Annotated in this window: 18 protein-coding genes; 6 read left to right on the top strand and 12 right to left on the bottom strand. The window is 69.7% G+C overall.

Features of this window, described 5'->3' with window-relative positions:
- Nucleotides 1-99 precede the first annotated feature (99 nt).
- Genes AMYHA_RS16655 through AMYHA_RS16665 form a run of 3 tightly spaced genes read right to left on the bottom strand, consistent with a single transcriptional unit; the run spans nt 100 to nt 3203 of the window.
- Nucleotides 100-1221 carry an XdhC family protein gene (locus AMYHA_RS16655; protein WP_034272388.1) on the bottom strand — a complete coding sequence of 374 codons (1122 nt, stop codon included), beginning with the start codon at nt 1219-1221 and terminating at the stop codon, nt 100-102.
- Nucleotides 1205-2308, bottom strand: coding sequence for a vWA domain-containing protein (locus AMYHA_RS16660; RefSeq protein ID WP_034272391.1), 1104 nt, complete (start codon nt 2306-2308; stop codon nt 1205-1207). The genes AMYHA_RS16655 and AMYHA_RS16660 overlap by 17 nt, the downstream gene beginning before the upstream one ends.
- A 4-nt stretch (nt 2309-2312) precedes the next feature.
- Nucleotides 2313-3203, bottom strand: a complete 891-nt coding sequence (locus AMYHA_RS16665; protein WP_034277607.1) for an AAA family ATPase — start codon at nt 3201-3203, stop codon at nt 2313-2315.
- A 175-nt stretch (nt 3204-3378) separates the two neighbouring features.
- On the opposite strand from AMYHA_RS16665, the gene putP reads away from it, so the two are divergent.
- Nucleotides 3379-4905 carry a sodium/proline symporter PutP gene (putP, locus tag AMYHA_RS16670; RefSeq protein ID WP_084037321.1) on the top strand — a complete coding sequence of 509 codons (1527 nt, stop codon included), beginning with the start codon at nt 3379-3381 and terminating at the stop codon, nt 4903-4905.
- 39 nt (nt 4906-4944) lie between these two features.
- Here the strand turns inward: putP and AMYHA_RS16675 are convergent, their stop codons facing one another.
- Genes AMYHA_RS16675 through thyX form a run of 5 tightly spaced genes read right to left on the bottom strand, consistent with a single transcriptional unit; the run spans nt 4945 to nt 10350 of the window.
- On the bottom strand, nt 4945-6633 hold the full coding sequence (locus AMYHA_RS16675; protein ID WP_084037618.1) for a ribonuclease J: 1689 nt from the start codon (nt 6631-6633) through the stop codon (nt 4945-4947).
- Nucleotides 6633-7652: a 4-hydroxy-tetrahydrodipicolinate synthase gene (gene dapA / locus AMYHA_RS16680; RefSeq protein ID WP_034272395.1), complete on the bottom strand. Its 1020-nt coding sequence runs from the start codon at nt 7650-7652 to the stop codon at nt 6633-6635. Before dapA ends, AMYHA_RS16675 begins: the two co-directional genes overlap by 1 nt.
- A 49-nt stretch (nt 7653-7701) precedes the next feature.
- Nucleotides 7702-9156 (bottom strand): serine/threonine-protein kinase, encoded by a 1455-nt coding sequence (locus AMYHA_RS16685; RefSeq protein WP_034272397.1) that lies wholly within the window; start codon nt 9154-9156, stop codon nt 7702-7704.
- A gap of 43 nt (nt 9157-9199) precedes the next feature.
- Nucleotides 9200-9598: an ACT domain-containing protein gene (locus AMYHA_RS16690; protein ID WP_034272400.1), complete on the bottom strand. Its 399-nt coding sequence runs from the start codon at nt 9596-9598 to the stop codon at nt 9200-9202.
- Nucleotides 9598-10350 carry an FAD-dependent thymidylate synthase gene (gene thyX / locus AMYHA_RS16695; RefSeq protein WP_034272402.1) on the bottom strand — a complete coding sequence of 251 codons (753 nt, stop codon included), beginning with the start codon at nt 10348-10350 and terminating at the stop codon, nt 9598-9600. Before thyX ends, AMYHA_RS16690 begins: the two co-directional genes overlap by 1 nt.
- Before the next feature lie 266 nt (nt 10351-10616).
- Here thyX and AMYHA_RS16700 point away from each other — a divergent pair, with 266 nt between their 5' ends.
- The gene (locus AMYHA_RS16700) at nt 10617-11147 is read left to right on the top strand and encodes a toxin-antitoxin system HicB family antitoxin (protein WP_034272404.1); all 531 of its coding nucleotides are present in this window, start codon (nt 10617-10619) and stop codon (nt 11145-11147) included.
- Nucleotides 11148-11152: 5 nt separating this feature from the next.
- Nucleotides 11153-12115: a DUF4097 family beta strand repeat-containing protein gene (locus AMYHA_RS16705; RefSeq protein WP_034272407.1), complete on the top strand. Its 963-nt coding sequence runs from the start codon at nt 11153-11155 to the stop codon at nt 12113-12115.
- Nucleotides 12116-12129: 14 nt separating this feature from the next.
- Here the strand turns inward: AMYHA_RS16705 and AMYHA_RS16710 are convergent, their stop codons facing one another.
- Entirely contained in the window at nt 12130-13353 is a 1224-nt protein-coding gene (locus tag AMYHA_RS16710) for a winged helix-turn-helix domain-containing protein (protein WP_034272411.1), read from the bottom strand.
- Nucleotides 13354-13412: 59 nt separating this feature from the next.
- Between AMYHA_RS16710 and AMYHA_RS16715 the strand changes: the two genes are divergently transcribed.
- The 3 genes from AMYHA_RS16715 to AMYHA_RS27595 all read left to right on the top strand — a co-directional run bounded on the left by AMYHA_RS16715 (nt 13413) and on the right by AMYHA_RS27595 (nt 16188).
- Complete coding sequence (locus AMYHA_RS16715) at nt 13413-13973, top strand: GNAT family N-acetyltransferase (RefSeq protein WP_034272414.1); 561 nt, start codon at nt 13413-13415, stop codon at nt 13971-13973.
- Nucleotides 13974-14109: 136 nt separating this feature from the next.
- Complete coding sequence (locus AMYHA_RS16720; protein ID WP_034277612.1) at nt 14110-14625, top strand: hypothetical protein; 516 nt, start codon at nt 14110-14112, stop codon at nt 14623-14625.
- A gap of 60 nt (nt 14626-14685) precedes the next feature.
- Entirely contained in the window at nt 14686-16188 is a 1503-nt protein-coding gene (locus tag AMYHA_RS27595; protein WP_196776913.1) for a VOC family protein, read from the top strand.
- Between the two features lie 3 nt (nt 16189-16191).
- Here the strand turns inward: AMYHA_RS27595 and AMYHA_RS16730 are convergent, their stop codons facing one another.
- The 3 genes from AMYHA_RS16730 to AMYHA_RS16740 form a co-directional block, all read right to left on the bottom strand.
- Nucleotides 16192-16647, bottom strand: a complete 456-nt coding sequence (locus tag AMYHA_RS16730; RefSeq protein ID WP_034272417.1) for a hypothetical protein — start codon at nt 16645-16647, stop codon at nt 16192-16194.
- 79 nt (nt 16648-16726) lie between these two features.
- Complete coding sequence (gene dapB / locus AMYHA_RS16735; protein ID WP_034272420.1) at nt 16727-17470, bottom strand: 4-hydroxy-tetrahydrodipicolinate reductase; 744 nt, start codon at nt 17468-17470, stop codon at nt 16727-16729.
- A complete protein-coding gene (locus tag AMYHA_RS16740; protein WP_051400006.1) occupies nt 17467-18780 on the bottom strand; it encodes a M16 family metallopeptidase in 1314 nt (437 codons plus the stop codon). Before AMYHA_RS16740 ends, dapB begins: the two co-directional genes overlap by 4 nt.
- Nucleotides 18781-18834 lie beyond the last annotated feature (54 nt).

Below are 18834 nucleotides of genomic sequence, written 5' to 3' on the forward strand. Positions count from 1 at the left end.
ACGGCTCGTCGGGAACTCCGATCAGGATGTGATCGGACTCACGTTCGAGGGTGCCGCGTGCGCGCCACCGAGACAAGAGGACCCGGTCAACAGGTTGAACTAGCCACCCTCCCGGTGGATAGGTCCCTGCTCGTCGGACAGACGTCTACCGCTGCCACCCCAGTGCAGCGTGATCATCTCGGCCGCGATCGAGACCGCCGTCTCCTCGGGCGTGCGGGCTCCCAGATCGAGCCCAATGGGTGATGCGAGCCCCGCGAGCTCGGCGTCTGTCATGCCCGCTTCGCGCAGCCGCCGCAGCCGGTCCTCGTGGGTCCGGCGCGAACCCATGGCGCCGACGTAGCCGAGTTTGGCCCGCAGCGCGACCTCCAGCACCGGGACGTCGAACTTCGGGTCGTGGGTCAGCACTGCGACGGCGGTGCGCTCGTCGACCCTGCCCGCCGCGACCTCGGCCGACAGGTAGCGATGCGGCCAATCCACGATCACCTCGTCGGCCTCGGGGAACCGGCTGGTCGTGGCGAATACCGGGCGCGCGTCGCAGACCGTGACGCGGTAGCCGAGGAACGCCGCCATCTGCGTCATCGCGCGCGCGAAGTCGATCGCACCGAATACCAGCATCCTCGGCGGCGGCTCAAAGGAGTTGACGAACACCGACATACCCTCGCCGCGCCGCTGCCCGTCCGGTCCGTAGTAGAGGGTGCCGGTGCGGCCGCTGGCGAGCAGGCCGCGCGCGTCGTCGGTGACGGCATCGTCGATGCGGTCCGAACCAAGACTGCCGGACGCCCGGTCGTGCCAGATCAGTAGCCGATTGCCGACCAGCGCGGCGTCCGGGTGTTCGATGATGGTCGCGATGGCCACCGGATGCTGGGCGCGTACCGACTCGACGATCTCGCCCAGCTCGGAGAACGACTCCCGCGAGATCCGTTCCACGAAGATGTCCAGGATGCCACCACAGGTCAGCCCGACGGCGAACGCGTCGTCGTCGGTGACGCCGTAACGCTGCGACACCGGGACACCATCGGCGAGCACCTGCTGGCCGAGCTCGTAGACCGCGCCCTCGACGCAGCCGCCGGAGACACTGCCGACAACGGTGCCGTCCTCGGCGACCATCATCGACGCTCCCGCCGGCCGCGGCGCGGACGAGAAGGTGGCGACGACGGTGCCGACCGCGACCGCCTCGCCCGCCTCCCACCGGGCATACAGGTCGTCAAGTACGTCGTGCATCTCGCATCGCCCCTAACAGTTCCTCAAGAGTGGCCAGGCTGTGACCGGCGAGCAGCCGATCGATGTGCGGTAGCGCGGCGGCGATGCCGGACTGGATCGGCGCGTAGCCGTCGCGGCCCGCATGCGGGTTCACCCACAGCACCGTGTGCGCGAGCCTGCGCAGCCGCGCGACCTGCTCGCCGAGCAGTGCGGGATCGCCGCGCTCCCAGCCATCGGAGAACAGCACCACGATCGCCGAGCGAGCGAGGCCACGCTGCCCCCACCGGTCCAGGAACACCCGTAGAGTCTCGCCCAGCCGGGTGCCGCCCGCGTAGTCGGGCACCGCGTTCGCCGCGGCGGGCAACGCCCGCGCGGGGTCGCGCTGCCGCAGCTGGCGCGAGACCCTGGTGAGTCGCGTGCCGAGAGTGAACGCCTCCACGTTTCCCGGGGTACGGCGAGCGACCGCGTGCGCGAACCGCAGCAGCGCGTCCGAGTACGGCTCCATCGAACCGGAGACGTCAACCAGCAGCACCACACGGCGCGGGCGGTGGCTGCGGCTGCGCCGCGCCAGCCGTACTGGCTCCCCTCCAGTGCCGAACATCGCCCTGACCGTCCTACGCTGGTCCAGCGCGCCGCGCCGGGACGGCTTGCGCCGCAGCGATCTCCGAGTCGGCGGCGTAGGCCGCAGTAGCGCGAAAAGTTCAGCCAGGTGCTCGCGCTCGGCGGCGTCGAGCCCGGACATGTCGCGGTTGCGCAGCACCTCGGCCTCACTCGCGCCGATTTGGCGCACCACGGTCGAGTCGTTCTCCCCGTCCGTGTCGGCACCCGAAGTCTCCGGGGTGACCGTGGCGACCCGTGGCGTGCTGCGCCGGACATGGCCATGCGATGGCCGCTCGCCGTAGAACCAGCGCGCGAATACCGCGTCGTAGCCGGCGATCTCGTCCGGTTCGCGGCACAGCGTGACCCTGCCCGCCCAGTACAGCTGGTCCGGGTTGGCGACGTCGACCTCGCTCACGGCGGTCAGGAACGCCGCGGTGCGGTCGGTGCCGATGTCGAGCCCGGCGTCGGCGAGCGCGTGGGTGAATCCAACGAGAGCTGGTAGCGCCATCGCCTCACCCCGCGAGCAGGGAAGACAGGCCTGCCGCCCGGATGCGGTCGGCGTCCTCCCGATACTTGGCCACCGCGCCCAGCGTCAGCTCCGCGTTCGCCACGTCCAGCTCGACGCTGTTCAGCGCCTGCAACGCAGTAGCCCAGTCGAGCGACTCCGCCACCCCGGGCGGCTTCAGTAGATCGAGCTCGCGCAACCGATGCACCGCGCCGGTGACCTGGTTGGCCAGTTGCTCCGAGAGCCCAGGGAGCCGCCGCCGCAGGATCGCCACCTCACGGGCCACCTCAGGGTGGACCAGCCAGTGGTACAGGCAGCGGCGCTTGAGCGCGTCGTGCACCTCGCGGGTGCGGTTGGACGTCAACAGCACGATCGGCGGCGTGGTGGCCCTGATCTCGCCGAACTCCGGGATGCTGACCGCGTTCTCGTCGAGCAGCTGCAGGAGGAACGCCTCGAACTCGTCGTCCGCGCGGTCGATCTCGTCCACCAGCAGCACACACGGTGATTCGGTCAGCGCGCGCAGCAGCGGTCTGGCCAGCAGAAACCGCCTGGTGTAGAGGGAGCGCTCCGCGATGTCGGGATCGACGGGGCCATCGGCGGTCGCCTCAAGGGCGCGCAGGTGCAGCAATTGACGCGGGTAGTCCCACTCGTAAAGCGCCTGCTCGGCGTCGATGCCCTCGTGGCACTGCAGCCGGATCAGCGACAGGCCCAGCGCCTCGGCCAGCGCGCTCGCCAGTGACGTCTTGCCGGTGCCCGGCTCGCCCTCGCACAGCAGCGGCCGCCGCATCCGCATCGCGAGAAATGCGGCAGTGGCCACCCCCTCGTCAGCGAGGTACCCCGTGCGTTCCAGCGCCTCGGCGAGTGCGGCGGGCGAGGTGGGTTCCGTTGTCGTGTCCATCACGTCTTCGAGGTTAACCCCGTCGCCCGACATCCGTACCCGCTCAGCCGGGTAGGGCGGACGGGATCAGACAACGGGGACGGTACCCCCAATTGTCCGTTTACATCCTATGTGATGACGATCACACTGGTCTCGAACCTTGGGCGACGGCGCCCAGGAGAGGGAGGTATACCTCGTGTTCGACATCAGCGCACCCATTCTGACCACGTTCATCGTGTACCTCATCGTCATGATCGCGATCGGGGTCTGGGTCTACAACCGCACCAACACCCTGTCCGACTTCGCTCTCGGCGGGCGCACCCTCAACTCCCCGACCGCAGCGCTGTCCGCACAGGCCAGTGACATGTCGGGCTGGCTGCTGCTCGGTCTGCCAGGCGCGGTGTACGCGGCGGGCATCGGCGCGACCTGGATCGCGATCGGGCTGGCCATCGGTACCTACCTCAACTGGCTGTTCGTCGCTCCCCGGCTGCGTTCCTACACCGAGCGCGCGGGTAACGCGATCAGCCTGTCGGCGTACCTCGAGAACCGGTTCGAGGACCGCACCAGGCTGCTGCGCTCGGTCTCAGCCGTGGTGATCGTGGTGTTCTTCACCGTGTACGTCGCCAGCGGCCTCGTCGCAGGCGGTGTGCTGTTCGAGGAGGTCTTCGGCGTCAACGCCACGCTCGCGATCACGGTCGCGGTCGCGGTCATCGTCGTCTACGCCTTCCTCGGCGGCTTCCTCGCGGTCAGCTTCACCGACGCCGTCCAAGGCACCCTCATGTTCCTGGCGCTGCTGATACTGCCACTGATCGGCGTCGGGATGCTGGGCGGCTTCGGCGCGATGAGCGACTCGCTGAACCAGCAGTCACCGGCGCTGCTGGACATGGGCCGCGAAGCGAGCTTCACCGACGGCGCGTGGGGCTCGGGCGAGTCACTCAGCGCCATCGCCGTGATCTCGCTACTGGCCTGGGGTCTCGGCTACTTCGGGCAGCCGCACATCCTGGCGCGCTTCATGGGCATCCGCAGCGTGCGCGACATCCCGGCCGCGCGGCGCATCGGCGTCAGCTGGGTGCTCGTGACGCTGGCTGGCGCATCGCTGGTCGGTCTCGTCGGCATAGGACTACTCGACCAGCCGCTGGACAACTCGGAGACAGTGTTCATCGCGGTGGCCCAGGAACTGCTCAACCCGTGGCTGGCTGGCATCCTGCTCGCCGCTGTCCTCGCCGCGATCATGTCCACAGCGGACAGTCAGCTCATCGTGTCGTCCACCGCGCTGACCGAGGACTTCTACCGGGCGTTCCTCAACCGGGAGGCCACCGACCGCACGCTGGTGTGGGTCGGCCGTGGCACCGTCGTCCTGGTCGCCGTCGTGGCGTACGTGATCGCGCTCGGCGGCGGCGGCGTGCTCGACATCGTCGCCTACGCCTGGGCAGGATTCGGCTCCGCGTTCGGCCCGGTCATCCTGCTGTCGCTGTTCTGGCCGCGCATGACGTGGGCAGGCGCGCTGGCGGGCATCGTCGGCGGCGCGGCGACCGTACTGGTGTGGCGGCAGGTCGACGTCCTGGCGGACACCGGCGTGTACGAGATGGTGCCCGGCTGGATCGTCGCGACGGCGGCGGCGCTACTGTTCGGCCGTTTCGTCGGACAGGCGCCGCAGCGGGACTGGATCGGCGCGCTCGGCGACGCCCCGGAACCCACGACGACGGGCGCCAAGCAGCCCTGACCGGCCGCCGGGCGTCGCCTCCGACGCCCGGGGTCGCGCCTAGACCGGAATGACCGTCGGCACGATCATCGGCCGACGGCGATAGGTCTGCGCGACCCAGCGACCCACCACCCGGCGCACCGCTTGGGCGACCCGGTGGGTGTCGATGATGCCTTCCGACTCGGTGCGGGACAGCTCCATCTCGATCAGCGGCAGCACACCGTCGAGTGCCTTCGGGTCGTCCGAGAAGCCCCTGCCGGACACCGTCGGCGGCGACACCGCGCGCCCGGTGTTGTGGTCGATGGCGACGGTGATCGCGATGAACCCGCCCTCACCGAGGATCAGCCGGTCGGACAACGTCGACTCCCCAACGTCACCGACCGAGAGTCCGTCGACGTAGACGTGGCCGACCTCGACCCGTCCGGTACGGGTGGCTTTGCCGTCAACGAGGTCGACGACGACGCCGTCCTCGGCGATGACCACGCTGGACGGGTCGACGCCGGTGCTGACCGCGATCTCGGCGTTGGCACGCAAGTGCTTCCACTCGCCGTGCACCGGCATGACGTTGCTCGGCCGCACCGCGTTGTAGAGGAACAGCAGCTCGCCCGCCGAGGCGTGGCCGGAGACGTGGACCTTCGCGTTGGCCTGGTAGACGACGTTCGCGCCGAGCCGCACCAACCCGTTGACCACGCCGATGACCGCGGTCTCGTTACCGGGAATCATGGAGCTGGCAAGGACGACGGTGTCGCCGGGGCGCAGCGTGATGTTGCGATGCTCCCCGCGCGTCATCCGCGACAACGCCGACAGCGGTTCGCCCTGCGAACCGGTGGAGACGAACACAACCTTGGTCTCGGGCAGGTTCGCCGCCTCGTCCATGTCGATCAACAGGCCCTCGGGCACGGTGAGGAAGCCCAGCTCAGCCGCGATACCCATGTTGCGCACCATCGAGCGGCCCACGAACGCGACCCGGCGGCCATGCGCGACCGCGGCGTCGAGGACCTGCTGCACCCGGTGCACGTGGCTGGCGAAACAGGCGACGATGACTCGCTGGGTCGCTTGCGCCAGCACGTTGTCCAGCACCGGACCGATCTCACGTTCCGGAGTGACGAAGCCGGGCACCTCGGCGTTGGTGGAGTCAACGCACAGCAGGTCGACACCTTCATTGCCGAGCCGGGCGAAACCGGCGAGGTCGGTGAGGCGACCATCGAGCGGGAGCTGGTCCAGCTTGATGTCACCGGTGTGCAGCACCAGACCCGCCGGAGTCCGGATCGCCACCGCCAGCGCGTCCGGGATGGAGTGGTTCACCGCGAGGAACTCGAGATCGAACGGGCCGACCGCGCGCCGTTCCCCCTCCGCGACGTGGATCAGGTTCGGCCGTAGCTTGTGCTCGCTGCACTTCGCCGCGAGCAGTGCCAGCGTCAGCCGCGAGCCGTACACCGGCAGGTCAGGCCGCAGTCGCAACAGGAACGGCACCGCACCGATGTGGTCTTCGTGGCCGTGGGTGAGCACCAGCGCCTCAACCTCGTCCAGCCGGTTCTCGATGGCACGGAAGTCCGGCAAGATCAGGTCGACGCCGGGCTGCTCGTCCTCTGGGAACAGCACGCCGCAGTCCACGATCAGCAGCCGGCCGTCGAACTCGAAGACGGTCATGTTCCTGCCGATCTCGCCGATGCCGCCGAGTGCGACGATGCGCAGGCCGCCATCGGGCAGGGCAGGTGGGGCCCCTGTCGGGCCAGGTCCGTCCGCGATCACTCGTGCAACGTCCCCACGCTGGTGTGCGTCGTCGGCGTGACGTACGCGGCGGCCGAGTCCGTGTGGGCCACCCGGGAGCCGTGCCAGTCGGCGCGCTGCGACTCGAGCGGCACCCCGGCCTGCGTCAGGTCGGCGGCGATCGCCTCGATCTGGTCGTCGGTCGCCGGCACGATCGGCAGCCTCGGGTCACCCACGTCGAGCCCGCGCAGCCGGAGTGCCGTCTTGACGAAGACCACCCCGCCAACGCGAGAGAACGCCCGCAGCACCGGCAGCATGCCCCGGTGGTTGGTGCGAGCGGTGGAGGTGTCGCCGTCCTCGTAAGCGTCGATCATGCCCCGAATACGGCCCGCGACGATGTTGCCGATGACGCTGACACAGCCAGTCGCGCCCACCGACAGCCACGGCAGGTTCAGCGCGTCGTCCCCGGAGTAGTACGCCAGGTCCGTGTTGGCGATGACCTCGCTGCCGGAAAGCAGGTCGCCCTTGGCGTCCTTGACGGCGAGGATCTGCGGGTGCTCTGCCAGGCGGCGCAGCGTGTCCACCTCGATCGGCACGATGGACCGCGGCGGGATGTCGTAGAGCATCACCGGCAGGTCGGTCGCTCCCGCCACGGCGGTGAAGTGCGCGTACAGGCCCGCCTGCGTTGGCCGGGAGTAGTACGGCGTGACGACGAGGATGCCGTGCGCGCCCGCCTTCTCGGCGTTGCGGGCCTGCTCAAGGCTGTGCGCGGTGTCATAGGTGCCCGCCCCCGCGACCACGGTGGCCCTGCTGCCAACCGCCTCCATGACGGCGCGGACCAAGTCGGTCTTCTCCTTGTCCGTCGTGGTCGGGCTCTCGCCGGTGGTGCCGTTGACGACCAGGCCGTCGTTGCCGAGGTCGATCAGATGCTCCGCCAGCTCCTGCGCGCGGTCCAGATCAATCGCGCCATCCGAGTTGAACGGAGTAACCATCGCGGAAAGTACACGCCCGAACGGCCGCCCTGGAGCGGCGGTCGGGCCGGCTGAGATCGTGGGCATGTCCTGACGGTACCCCGTTGGTCCAGCGGATACCGCCCCGACCTCGGGGCTATTTCACCTCGACGCGCAACCGGTCGTCGAGCTGTCCGCCCGCCCTGCTGACCACGCAGTACACGGTACGCACCGGCGCGCCGTCCGGGGTGCGTTCCCACTCTGCCCGTGCGGGGATCAGCGCACGGAAGCGCAGGTCATCCGGGCGCTCTTCACGCAAGGTGCCGGAGCGGAAGCTCAGCGCGCACTTGGCTTCGGCGAACCGCGTGAGATCGGCGCCGTCCGGCGCGGCGAGCGACCGTGCCTCGTCGGAATCATCACCGCCGAGCGCGATGGCATAGTCGTAGATCTCGGCCTCGTGCGGTTCCTCGCACTCGACCCAGTTGCTCGACGCGATCGCCGCGCCCTGGCGCAGCGGGGCGTTCAGGCACGGCGCGTAGTCCACCGAGGGATCGCCGAGCGAGGGAATATCGCCGCCCTCGCCGTAGGTCAGTGTCTCCAGCATGTTCGTACTCGGCGGGCTGGCCCACCAGTCCCCCGCGAGGAACCCGAGCACGAGCAGCATCACAGCCACGACGGCCGCACCCACTCGCGTGGCGAGGCGCCGCGGCGGGCTCGGCGCCGACACCGGCCGCGTGTCCGTGCTGGTTGCCCCCGGGTGCACGGCGGTCGGCGTGGCCGTGCCTGTCGTGGTGCGGGCCGCGTCGAGCAGCTGCCGCACCTGCACCGGGCCAAACCGCGCGTCCTGCGCGGTGATCAGCATGCCCATGATCGCCGACGCGAGCGGCCCCTGCGTCCTGCTGAGGTACGGCACCTCGTTCATGATCGCGTGCAGGGTGGCCGCCGTAGAACCGCGCTCGAACGCGACCGTCCCCTCGGCGGCGAAAAACAGCGTGGCACCGAGGGACCACAGGTCGGAGGCGGGGGTCGCGGGCTGGCCAGCCACCCGCTCGGGCGCCATGAACGCTGGTGAGCCGACCAGGGAGCCGCTTGTCGTGAGCCTCGGGTCGTCCACGGCCTGCGCGATACCGAAGTCGGTGAGCTTCACCCTGCCGTTGGCGGCGACCATGATGTTGCTCGGCTTGACGTCGCGGTGCACGATCCCGGCCTGGTGCGCCGCGGTCAGCGCGGCCAGCACCTGCTCACCGATCGCGGCGACCAGATCGAGGTCAAGCGGGCCGCGCTCGGCCACCAGCTCGGACAACGTGGGCGCCTCGACCAGTTCCATCACGATGTAGGTCGACTGGGCCTCGGTGATCACGTCGAAGACGGTGACAACGGCGGGGTCGGTGAGCCGACCGCCGGTGCGCACCTCCCGTAGCACTCGCTCCTGGAACACCTCGGCGTGTTCGCCGCTCTCGGGCAGCCGTAGCTCCTTGATAGCGACCGAGCGGCCGATGACGGTGTCCTCGCCGCGCCACACCACGCCCATGCCGCCACGCCCCAGCTCCGCACGCAGCACGTACCGCCCTGCCAGCGTCCGCTGGCCGGTGTGTGACTGGTCCTCGGTCACCGCGCCCTCCTTCGCGTCAGGCAGGCACAATAACGCGACCGGTTCAGCCGGTATGCACCTCGTGACCGGATAGTCGCAGCGCATCCACCGCTCGCGCCAGATCGGCGTGTTTGACCAGCAGATGATCGGTGTCGAACGTCGACAGCGTGAACAACGGCACCCCCGCCGACGCCAGCTCGCTCGACAGCGCGGCGATGATGCCGGTCAGGGTGAATTCCAGCGGGCCTCGCACGGTGAGCAACCGCCAGCCGTCCTCCACCCGCGCATTGTCGGGCAGCCGGGTCTCGGACGGGCAGATCAGCGAGACCTCGTCACGGCTGCGGGTGACGGAGACCAGCGTGTCGCCCTCCGCGTCGAACAAGCCGGCTGGAACGGGCTCGGCAGCGTCGAGACGTGCGACCGAGTAGTGCCCCGGCCGCACGTCGATCGCGAGGCGCTTCATCAGCCCTCGGAGACCAGTGGGCTGGTGGCGACCTCGGTGCCATCCGGCAACGTGGAGATGGTGAAGTCCGCGAAGACGTTCTCCGCGGCTTTCTGCAGGTGCCGCAGGCACTCCACGGCCAGCGCGCGGATCTCGACGTCGGCGTGCTCGGTGGCGCGCATGGCGATGAAATGCCGCCAGGCCCGGTAGTTGCCGGTGACGACGATGCGCGTCTCGGTGGCGTTCGGCAGGATCGACCGGGCCGCCTGCCGTGCCTGCTTGCGCTGCAACGTCTTACTCGGCGCGTCGGCGAACTTGTCCTGCAGGCCGACGAGTAGCTCGTTATACGCGTCCTGGCTGGCCTGCGCCGCGGCGAGGAACTTTTCGTGCAGTTCGGGATCGTCGGCGATGACGTCTGGCTCGACGAACGCCGCGTCACGCTCCGGCACGTAGCGCTGCGAGAGCTGCGAGTAGGAGAAGTGCCGGTGGCGGATCAGCTCGTGCGTCAGCGAGCGGGAGATTCCGGTGATGTAGAAGGTGGCCGAGCCATGTTCCAGCACGGAAAGGTGGCCCACCGAGATGATGTGCTCGAGGTAGCCCGCGTTGGTGGCCGTCTTCGGGTTGGGCTTCTTCCAGGACTGGTAGCAAGCCCTGCCCGCGAACTCGGCGAGCGCCTGACCACCCTCGGCGTCGGTGGACCACGGCACGTCTTCCGGCGGGAAGAACTCCGTCTTCGCGATCAACTGGATCTGGGGCGACACCGTCTCAGCCACTACGGAAGCACCGAACCTTGTCTGTCTTGTCTCGACGATCTGTCGACATGTGAACTGCTGTCGACAGCAGCCTATCCCGAGCCTCCGACGGTTTCGCGTGGCGGCGGTTCCTTGTCGCCCAGCCCACGTGGATCTTGAGGCGTTGTGGTCGCTATAGCAACCACAACGTCGATAGCTCACAGAGCTGAGACACCCCGTCGGTAGTCGGGGGCACGATGCTCCGAATGGTGGTTGCTCGGTGTCAGATATGACGTCATAGTGGTGTCATGGACTTGACGCCGTACATCACCGCGCTGCGGGAGGACCTCACCACGACGGCATCGGCTGGGGACGAACAGACACGGCGGGTAGCCGCGACGCTGTCAGCCGCGCTGGAACCGGCGGTGCGGCTGACGCTGATGAACGCGCTGTCCGACCTCGCGGCCGAGGTCACCGCGCACCTGGACGAGCAGGTTGTCGAGGTACGCCTGGACGGCAAAGACGTACGGGTGGTGGTCAGCGGCGCCACCGCCGAGCAGGGCGAACGAACCGAGCCGGACAACGACCCACCGCCACCGCCCCGCCCTGACGGCGACATCAGCCGGATGACGTTGCGGTTGTTCGAAGAGATCAAGGGCAGAGCCGAGCAGGCGGCCGCCGAGCAGGGCGTGTCGCTGAACACCTTCGTGCAGCAAGCAGTGCAGGGCGCGCTGCACCGCAAGGGCGGCTGGCCACCGGGCAAGTCCGGCGCGTACGGCGAGCGTGGTGGCAAGCCGGACGCGGGCGGCAGCAGGCTGCGCGGCTGGGTCACGGGGTGAACGCCATGACCGAACCGAACGACGCGGGCGGCACCGAGCAGCCGGAACTCGTCCGTACCCAGGAATTTCCCACCGACGGTCCGATCGAACTGGACCTCAGCGTCACGACCGGCCGGATCGACGTCCTGCTGAGCGGCGACGCGGCTGCGGCGGACGCTGCTGACGACAGCACGCGTGACACCACATCGGTCGCGGTGGAGCTGCGGCACGACACCGGGAGCGGATCGCCGTGGACGCAGGGCGTCGCGAGCACGCTGGCCTGGCTGTCCGAGCAGTTCCGCGATCAGCTCGGACCGGAGCTAGCGGGCTCTGCCAGCGACGCCATCGAGCAGACCCGGATCGACATGCTCGGCGGCAGGCTCGTGGTGCGTGCCCCGAAGCAGCTGCCGCTGCGGCACGTCCCATTGGCGCTGACCGTCCGCGCCCCAGCGGGCTCGCACCTGGAGATCAAGACGGGCTCGGCTCGGGTGACCGTCACCGGCGCGGCGGGGCGGGCCACGCTCCACACGTCGTCCGGCGACGTCGCACTGGAGCGGGCCACGAGCGCGGTCACCGTGCGCAGCGGCAGCGGCAGCGTGTCGCTCGGACCGACCGCGAGCGGGCTGCACGTCCGCACCGGCGGGGGCGACGTCCGCGCGTCCGACACGCGCGGTTCCGCGACCGTGGTGACCGGCACCGGGTCGGTGTACGTGGCGGCTGCCGAAGGCGAACTGGTAGTGCGCAGCGGCAGCGGCGACGTCACGGTGGCCGACGCGGGTCCGGGAGGAGTGAACGTCCGCACCGGGTCAGGCGCGGTCCGCGTCGGCGTGCGGTCCGGGGTGCACGCCGAAGTCGATGTGACGTCCGGTTCCGGCACGGCGTCCAGTGAGCTCGAGGTGGCCGACGCGCCACCCGGGGAGGACGTCCCGCTGCACATCCGCGCCAGCACCGGCTCAGGCAACGCCGTCATCGCCAGCGCGTCGGCGTAGCGGACAGCGCCCGCCTACGCCACGACCGCCGCCAGCGGGGCCGCGAGGTCGCCCCGATCGCCAACGGCCACCCCGGACAGTCCGAGCCACTCCGCCATCAACCGCAGCTCCCCGGCCAGCTCCGCAGGCACACGGCCGACATCAACGCCGGGCTCCGCGAACGCGCCCCGCACCCGGAGCACGTCCGCGCCCCGGTCAGCTTTGAGGTCGACCCGCGCGACCAGCTCACCGTCGAGCAGGAACGGGAAGACGTAGTAGCCGTACACCCGCTGCGGCTCAGGCACGTAGATCTCAATGCGGTAGTGGAAGTTGAACAGCCGCTCGGTGCGGTCGCGTTCCCAGATCAGCGGGTCGAACGGACACAGCAGCGCCCGGCCTTCGACCCGGCGCGGTGCCCGCGCATCGACGTGCCGGTATGCGACGTCGCGCCAGCCGCGCACCCGCACCGGCTCCACCGTGCCCGCCTCAACCAGCTCATCAACCGCGCGCTTGCTGTCGGCGGGCCGCAGCCGGAAGTAGTCGCGCAAGTCTGGCTCGGTGGCGATACCCAACGCGGTCGCCGAGCGCGTCACCAACTCCCGGACGGCGTCGGCGCGATCCGGTTCAGGTGCGGCCAGCACGTCGCGCGGCAGCACCCGTTCCGGGAGGTCGTAGCGGCGCTCGAAGCCTTGCCGGGTGCCGGTGGTCAACTCCCCGGCCGCGAACAGCCACTCGCACACCCGCTTGACGTCGGTGCGGTTCCACCAACCCCCAGCACGTCGCGGGCCAGCGCCGAGACCGAGTTCCCGCTCCAACGCTCCTGCCCCGATCGGCCCGAGGTCCTTGACGGCGGCGAGGACGTCGTCGGCCAGGTGCCCCGCCGTATTGGCCACCGAGTCCGCGCGCTCCAGATAGTGGCGCTGGTAGTCGGCCATCCGGTGCCGCAGCAGCGGCCAGTCCGCCACCGGCAACAGGCACGCGGCGTGCGCCCAGTACTCCACCAGCAACCGGGGCCTGCGCGCGCTATGCGTCCAGGCCGCGTCGTCGACCAGGTTCATCGGGTAGGCGCCGAGCCGCGCGAACAGCGGCGCGTAGTGCGCCCGCACCGCCACGTTGACCGAGTCAAGCTGCAGCACCCGCACCCGATTCAGCACCCGGTTGAGGTGCTGCCGCGTCGGCATCGTCCCCGGCCGGGCGTCCCCGAACCCTTGCGCTGCCACGGCGATCCGGCGCGCGACCGCCGGTGAGATCGTTCGCATGCGCGCATGGTGCCACGAGCCACCGACAGTGCTGTGTCAACGCTGGGTATCGTGCCGCCATGGCCCGCCCCGACGTTCACCTCGCCCAGCCCGACGACGCCACCGAGATCACGCGCATCCAGCGCGAGACCTGGCGCACCGCCTACGGCGACATCGTGGGCGACGACGCCATCGCCATGCTGGATGATCCGGGCATCGAGCAACGCTGGTCGGAGGCGATCGCGCACCCGGACACCGACGTCTTCGTCGCCACCGAGGGCAGCTTCACGGTCGGCTTCACGGTCTCCGGCCAGGCGCCGGAGGACGAACTCGCCGGCCCGAACGGCGAACTGCCCGACGACGCCGCGCACACGGGACTCATCGCCACCGTGCTGGTGGAGCCGCGCTGGGGCAGGCGCGGCCATGGCGGACGGCTGCTCGCCGCGGCGGCCCGCGCGCTGCGCTCACGCGGCGCGCAGCGGGCGATCACGTGGGTATCGGAGTCCGACTCGGCGACGCTTGCCTTCTACCGCTCGATCGGCTGGGACCCGGACGGGACCGTCCGCACGCTCGACACCGGCGGCGCCCGTATCCGCGAGATGCGGCTCGCGGGCGGGCTGGAGCTGCATCTGAAGTCCTAACCCCTGGTCGAGATGTCGGTTTCGCCATATACGCCGGATAATTCACCGGGGGTATCCGCCCCACGACGCCGGGTAACCCGGTAGTGTGAGCAGAGTCCCTTTTTGAGCTCCACTGGGGGTGCGTGTGGTGGCGACGCTGTCGTGGTTGTGCTTCACGTTCGGCGTCGCGTTCGGTACCGCGTTGTTGCCGGTGATCAGCATCGAACTGTTCGTGATCGGCATGGCGTCCAGCCAGTCGACGCTGCACTGGTCGGTGCTCGGCGCGGTGGTCGCGCTGGGCCAGCTCACCGGAAAGGTGCCCTACTATCTCGCCGCGCGTGGCTCCATCAAGCTGCCTCCGTGGCTGCACCGCGCGCAGCACTACCGACCGCCGTCCGCGCGGCGGGAGCGCTTCCGGCGACGCACCAAGCGGCTCAAGATGTGGTTCGAAGCACTGCGGGAACGCTGCCATCGCCATCCACAGTGGATGGTCGGCTCCTACGGCTGCAGCGCGGTGCTCGGCATCCCGCCGTTCATGGGCATGGCCGTGGTCGCGGGCCTGGCACGGATGCGGCTATCGGTGTTCCTCGGCGTGGGCATGGTCGGCCGGTTCGCCCGGTTCGGTGCGCTCGCGGCCTCGCCCGCGCTGTTCGCGAGCTGGTTCCACTTCTAACCGCACAAAACTCGCGATCCGTACGCCACACTGGAAGAGCGTCGGACGCGAGGAGGCGACGTGGAGCAGGTCAATGGGATCGGCGGGGCGTTCATTCGCGCGCACGACCCCGCGATGCTCGGCCACTGGTACGCCGTCCAGCTTGGCGCACAGGCCATCGCCGAGCTGGACGGCCTAACCCTGTTCGCGGCGGCACCCGCCAAGCCGGACCCGGCGGACAACTGGTCGCTCAGCTTCCAGGTCGCCGACCTCGACGCAATGGTGGAGCAACTACGAACGGGCGGCGCCACGGTCGACGTCGACCCGACGGATCACCCGGAAGGCCGGTTCGCTCGGCTGCGCGACCCCGAGGGCAACCTCATCCAGCTGGTCGAGCCCACGGCGATCCAGCGGGTGCGCTCGGCCGAACCCACTGCGGTGCGGGTGTTCGACGACACCGAACCCGCGACCGAGGAGCGGCGTACGGGCTGGCGTCGCTGGGGGCCGTGGCTGCCGCTCGTGCTCGCCGTGGTGCTTGCGGTGGCGTTCATCGCTGCCCGGCAGGAGGACACCACGGCGCAACCGCCCCCGCAGCTCTCCCCCACACCCTCCCGGGACGCTACCGCCCCGACCAAGGACGACGAGACCACGGTGCGGAACGTCGGCGAGCGGGTGTTCGGGGTGACCGCGGACTGGGAGCTGATCGCGCACGGCCCCGATAGCGTCATCCGGATCGAGCTTGCCGAGGGCCGGGTCACCATCACCGACATCCCACAGCTGCAGAGCTCCGGCCCCAGCTCACTCATCGCGGGGCCGGACTGGGTGATGGTGCGACCACTGGACAGCGTGCCAGGGTACATGGTGCCGGATGGCGAACCCGCCAGAGAGCTACGAGGCGTGTTCAGCGGCGGGCGCGTGTTCCCCGGGCCACGTCCAGGCCGGGTCTGGGTGGCACATGAGCACGACCCTGACAGCATGACCGTGCTGTGGCGCATGTCGATGCCATCGGGTGGCCGGGTCGGACCACCGATCCGCATCCCCCCAACGATGTCCAAGCCGATCACACCGGACGGCGCCGGGTACGTGCTGACGTCCGGCCCCGGCGGTACCTACGTGGCGCGGCCGGACGGCGTACGCCGCGTGACAACCGGGCAGATCGACGCCGTCGGGCCGAACCATCTACTGGCCACCGAGTGCGACGAGCAGGCGCGGTGCGCTCATGTGCTGATCACCAGGGACACCGGGAAGCGCCGACCGTTCGGCGGCGCCGTCGACACCACCACATGGCCCCGCGGCACGATCGCACCGGACGGCTCGATCGCCGCCGTCGTGCGTGACGACGTCGGCAACCGGCCGATCCTGTCGATCATCGACCTGGACACCGGGCAGGAGCGCACGCTCGGGGTGTCGGTCCGGGGCGGGTTCGCGCAGTCGGGCGTGGCGTTCTCCCCGGACAGCGAGTGGCTGTTCGCGGTCGCCACCAGCGGCGCACTCGTCGCGATCGACACCGAGACGTTCCAGACCAGGAGGAACCCGTTCCGGTTGCCGTCGCTCAGCCGACTCACCGTCCGGTCCGCAGGCTGAGCCTCAGCGCGGCTCGCGTTCCTCCAGCGTGACGGCCGTGCGCATGGCGTCCCTAGCGCGACGTCGATCCCCGGCGAGGTCGTAGGCCTGCGCGATCCGGTACCACCCGCGCCAATCGTCCGGGTCGGCGTCCAGTTCCGCTTTGCGGTCGGCGAACCAGGCGTCGGCGGCGTCGCGGTCGACCCGCCCGCTGGGCCTGCGAGGCAGCTCCGACGTGTCCGGCAAGCCACCCTCCTCGGCCAGTCGCGCCGCCAGCCGCTGCACGCGCAACCCGGAACGCCAGGTGCTGACCAGCACCCACACACCGAGTAGCGGCAGCAGCAGCACGCCGACGCCAAGCACGACCGGGATCGTCTCGCCAGTGCGCAACAGCTCCACCCCGCGCCCGGCGAGCAACACCAGATACAGCACGACGAAGCAGGTGAGCACGGCGGAGATCACGAGCGTCTTGCTTCTCATCTCCTGCCTCACTGAGTCTGGTGTCCTGATGCCATGTCCCGCACTGGCTGTTCGGCCAGTCGCGGTCAGAGGTTCGCGGTCAGAGGTCGAGGAACTGGTCCAGGCCGATGGTGAGTCCTGGATGGGTTCTGACCTCGCGCACACCGAGCAGCACGCCCGGCATGAACGACGACCGGTGCAGCGAGTCATGCCGAATCGTCAACGTCTCGCCCTGCCCACCGAACAGCACCTCCTGGTGCGCGACCAGGCCTGCCAGCCGCACCGAATGCACCGCGACGTCGTCCACCCGCGCACCGCGTGCGCCGTCCAGCTCGGACGTCGTGGCATCCGGCGCCGCGCCGAGCCCGGCGTCCTTGCGGGCGGCGCTGATGGCCCGCGCGGTGTGGGTCGCGGTGCCCGACGGCGCGTCGGCCTTGCGGTTGTGGTGCAGTTCGATGACCTCAGCGGTCTCGTAGTAGCGGGCAGCCAACTCGGCGAAGCGCATCATCAGCACCGCTCCGAGCGCGAAGTTCGGGGCGAGCAACACCCCGACGTCCGGTTTCGCGGCCAGCCATTCACGCAGCGTCTGGTGGCGCTCCTCGGTGAAACCGCTGGTGCCGACCGCGACGTGGATGCCGTTGTCGACACAGAACCGCAGGTTGTCCATGACGACGTCCGGGTGGGTGAAGTCGACGACGACCTCCGCGCCCGTCTCGGTCAGCGCGGAGAGCTGATCACCCGCGTCCAGTCTGGCGACCAGCTCCATGTCATCCGCGCCGTCCACGGCGGCGCAGACCTCGGAGCCCATCCGTCCCTCGGCGCCAAGCACGCCCACTCGAATCACGCCATCACCTCGTGCACCTCGTCCGGCAGTTCGTCGACGTGAGAATACGGCCCGACGACCGCCACTGCCTGTACCTCACGCAACAGCGTGGCCGCGATCTCTGCCACGTCGCCGACGGTGACCTCGTCGATACGCGCCACCGTGTCGTCCACGCTGTAGTAACGGCCGTAGTTCAGTTCGTTCTTGCCCAGCCGCACCATCCGCGATGCGGTGTCTTCCAGACCGAGCACCAGCCCGCCGCGCAGCTGGCCCTTGGCGCGCACGATCTCCACCTCGGTGAGGCCGCCAGTGGCGACGTCGGTCAGCGTGGTGCGCAGCACCCCGGTGACCTCGCCGAGACGTTCCGGCTGGCAGCCCGCGTAGATGGAGAACAGGCCGGTGTCGGCGTAGCAGCCCATGGCGGAGTACACCTGGTACGCCAGCCCGCGCCGCTCCCGGATCTCCTGGAACAGCCGGGAACTCATGCCGCCGCCAAGCGCGGCGTTGAGCACGCTGAGCGCGAACCTGCGCTCGTCGTGCCGGTGCAGCGCGCGGGTGCCGAGCAGCAGATGTGCCTGTTCGGTCTCGTCGGTGCGCAGCACCAGCTGACCAGAAGTCGAGAGCTGAGCGACACCGGAGCGAGGAGGGGCGGGATCGGTCGCTACGGCATCCGCCGCGGTGTCCGCCCCGACGGCCGGTGACTTCCGCACCCTACGCACGATGTCGTCGTGGTCGACGTTGCCCGCGACGGCGAGCACCATCTTCGGCGGCTGGTAGGAGTCGCGGTAGAACGCGCGGAGCGCGGCGGGGTCGAGGCCCCGGATCGACTCCTCGGTGCCCAGCACCGGGCGGGCCAGCGGATGACCCGCGAAGATCGTCTCCTGGAAGACCTCGTGCAGCAGGTCCTCCGGGTCGTCGTCGCGCATGGCGATCTCTTCCAGCACGACGCTGCGCTCGGTGTCGACGTCCGCGTCGGCGCAACGGGCCTCGAACACCACATCGGTGACGAGGTCGATCGCCAGCGGCAGGTCGACGTCGAGCACCTGCGCGTAGAAGCAGGTGTGCTCCTTCGAGGTGAAGGCATTGAGTTCGCCACCGACGGCGTCCATTTCCTCAGCGATCTGCGTGGCCGCGCGCTGCGCGGTGCCCTTGAACAGCAGGTGCTCCAGGTAATGCGCGGCACCGGCGACGGCAGGCTGCTCGTCGCGGGAGCCGACGCCGACCCACAGTCCGACGGTGGCCGAGCGCATCCCCGCCACATGCTCGGTGACCACCCGTAATCCGCCGGGCAGCACGCTACGCCGGACGCCGGTGTCGAGTTCGATGCTCATCCGCTCCCCGGGGTCAGTGTGGTGAATGCCGCCTTAACCGCATCAGACGCAACG

This window comes from Haloechinothrix halophila YIM 93223 (assembly GCF_000504245.1).
Taxonomy (GTDB): domain Bacteria; phylum Actinomycetota; class Actinomycetes; order Mycobacteriales; family Pseudonocardiaceae; genus Haloechinothrix_A; species Haloechinothrix_A halophila.

What these genes read in the sequence shown, in the direction of transcription:
- AMYHA_RS16655 (WP_034272388.1), bottom strand. Translation starts at nt 1,221, where the DNA reads ATGCACGACGTACTTGACGACCTGTATGCCCGGTGGGAGGCGGGCGAG.
- AMYHA_RS16660 (WP_034272391.1), bottom strand. Translation starts at nt 2,308, where the DNA reads ATGGCGCTACCAGCTCTCGTTGGATTCACCCACGCGCTCGCCGACGCC.
- AMYHA_RS16665 (WP_034277607.1), bottom strand. Translation starts at nt 3,203, where the DNA reads ATGGACACGACAACGGAACCCACCTCGCCCGCCGCACTCGCCGAGGCG.
- dapA (WP_034272395.1), bottom strand. Translation starts at nt 7,652, where the DNA reads ATGCCCACGATCTCAGCCGGCCCGACCGCCGCTCCAGGGCGGCCGTTC.
- AMYHA_RS16690 (WP_034272400.1), bottom strand. Translation starts at nt 9,598, where the DNA reads ATGAAGCGCCTCGCGATCGACGTGCGGCCGGGGCACTACTCGGTCGCA.
- AMYHA_RS16700 (WP_034272404.1), top strand. Translation starts at nt 10,617, where the DNA reads ATGGACTTGACGCCGTACATCACCGCGCTGCGGGAGGACCTCACCACG.
- AMYHA_RS16705 (WP_034272407.1), top strand. Translation starts at nt 11,153, where the DNA reads ATGACCGAACCGAACGACGCGGGCGGCACCGAGCAGCCGGAACTCGTC.
- AMYHA_RS16710 (WP_034272411.1), bottom strand. Translation starts at nt 13,353, where the DNA reads ATGCGAACGATCTCACCGGCGGTCGCGCGCCGGATCGCCGTGGCAGCG.
- AMYHA_RS16715 (WP_034272414.1), top strand. Translation starts at nt 13,413, where the DNA reads ATGGCCCGCCCCGACGTTCACCTCGCCCAGCCCGACGACGCCACCGAG.
- AMYHA_RS16730 (WP_034272417.1), bottom strand. Translation starts at nt 16,647, where the DNA reads ATGAGAAGCAAGACGCTCGTGATCTCCGCCGTGCTCACCTGCTTCGTC.
- AMYHA_RS16740 (WP_051400006.1), bottom strand. Translation starts at nt 18,780, where the DNA reads ATGAGCATCGAACTCGACACCGGCGTCCGGCGTAGCGTGCTGCCCGGC.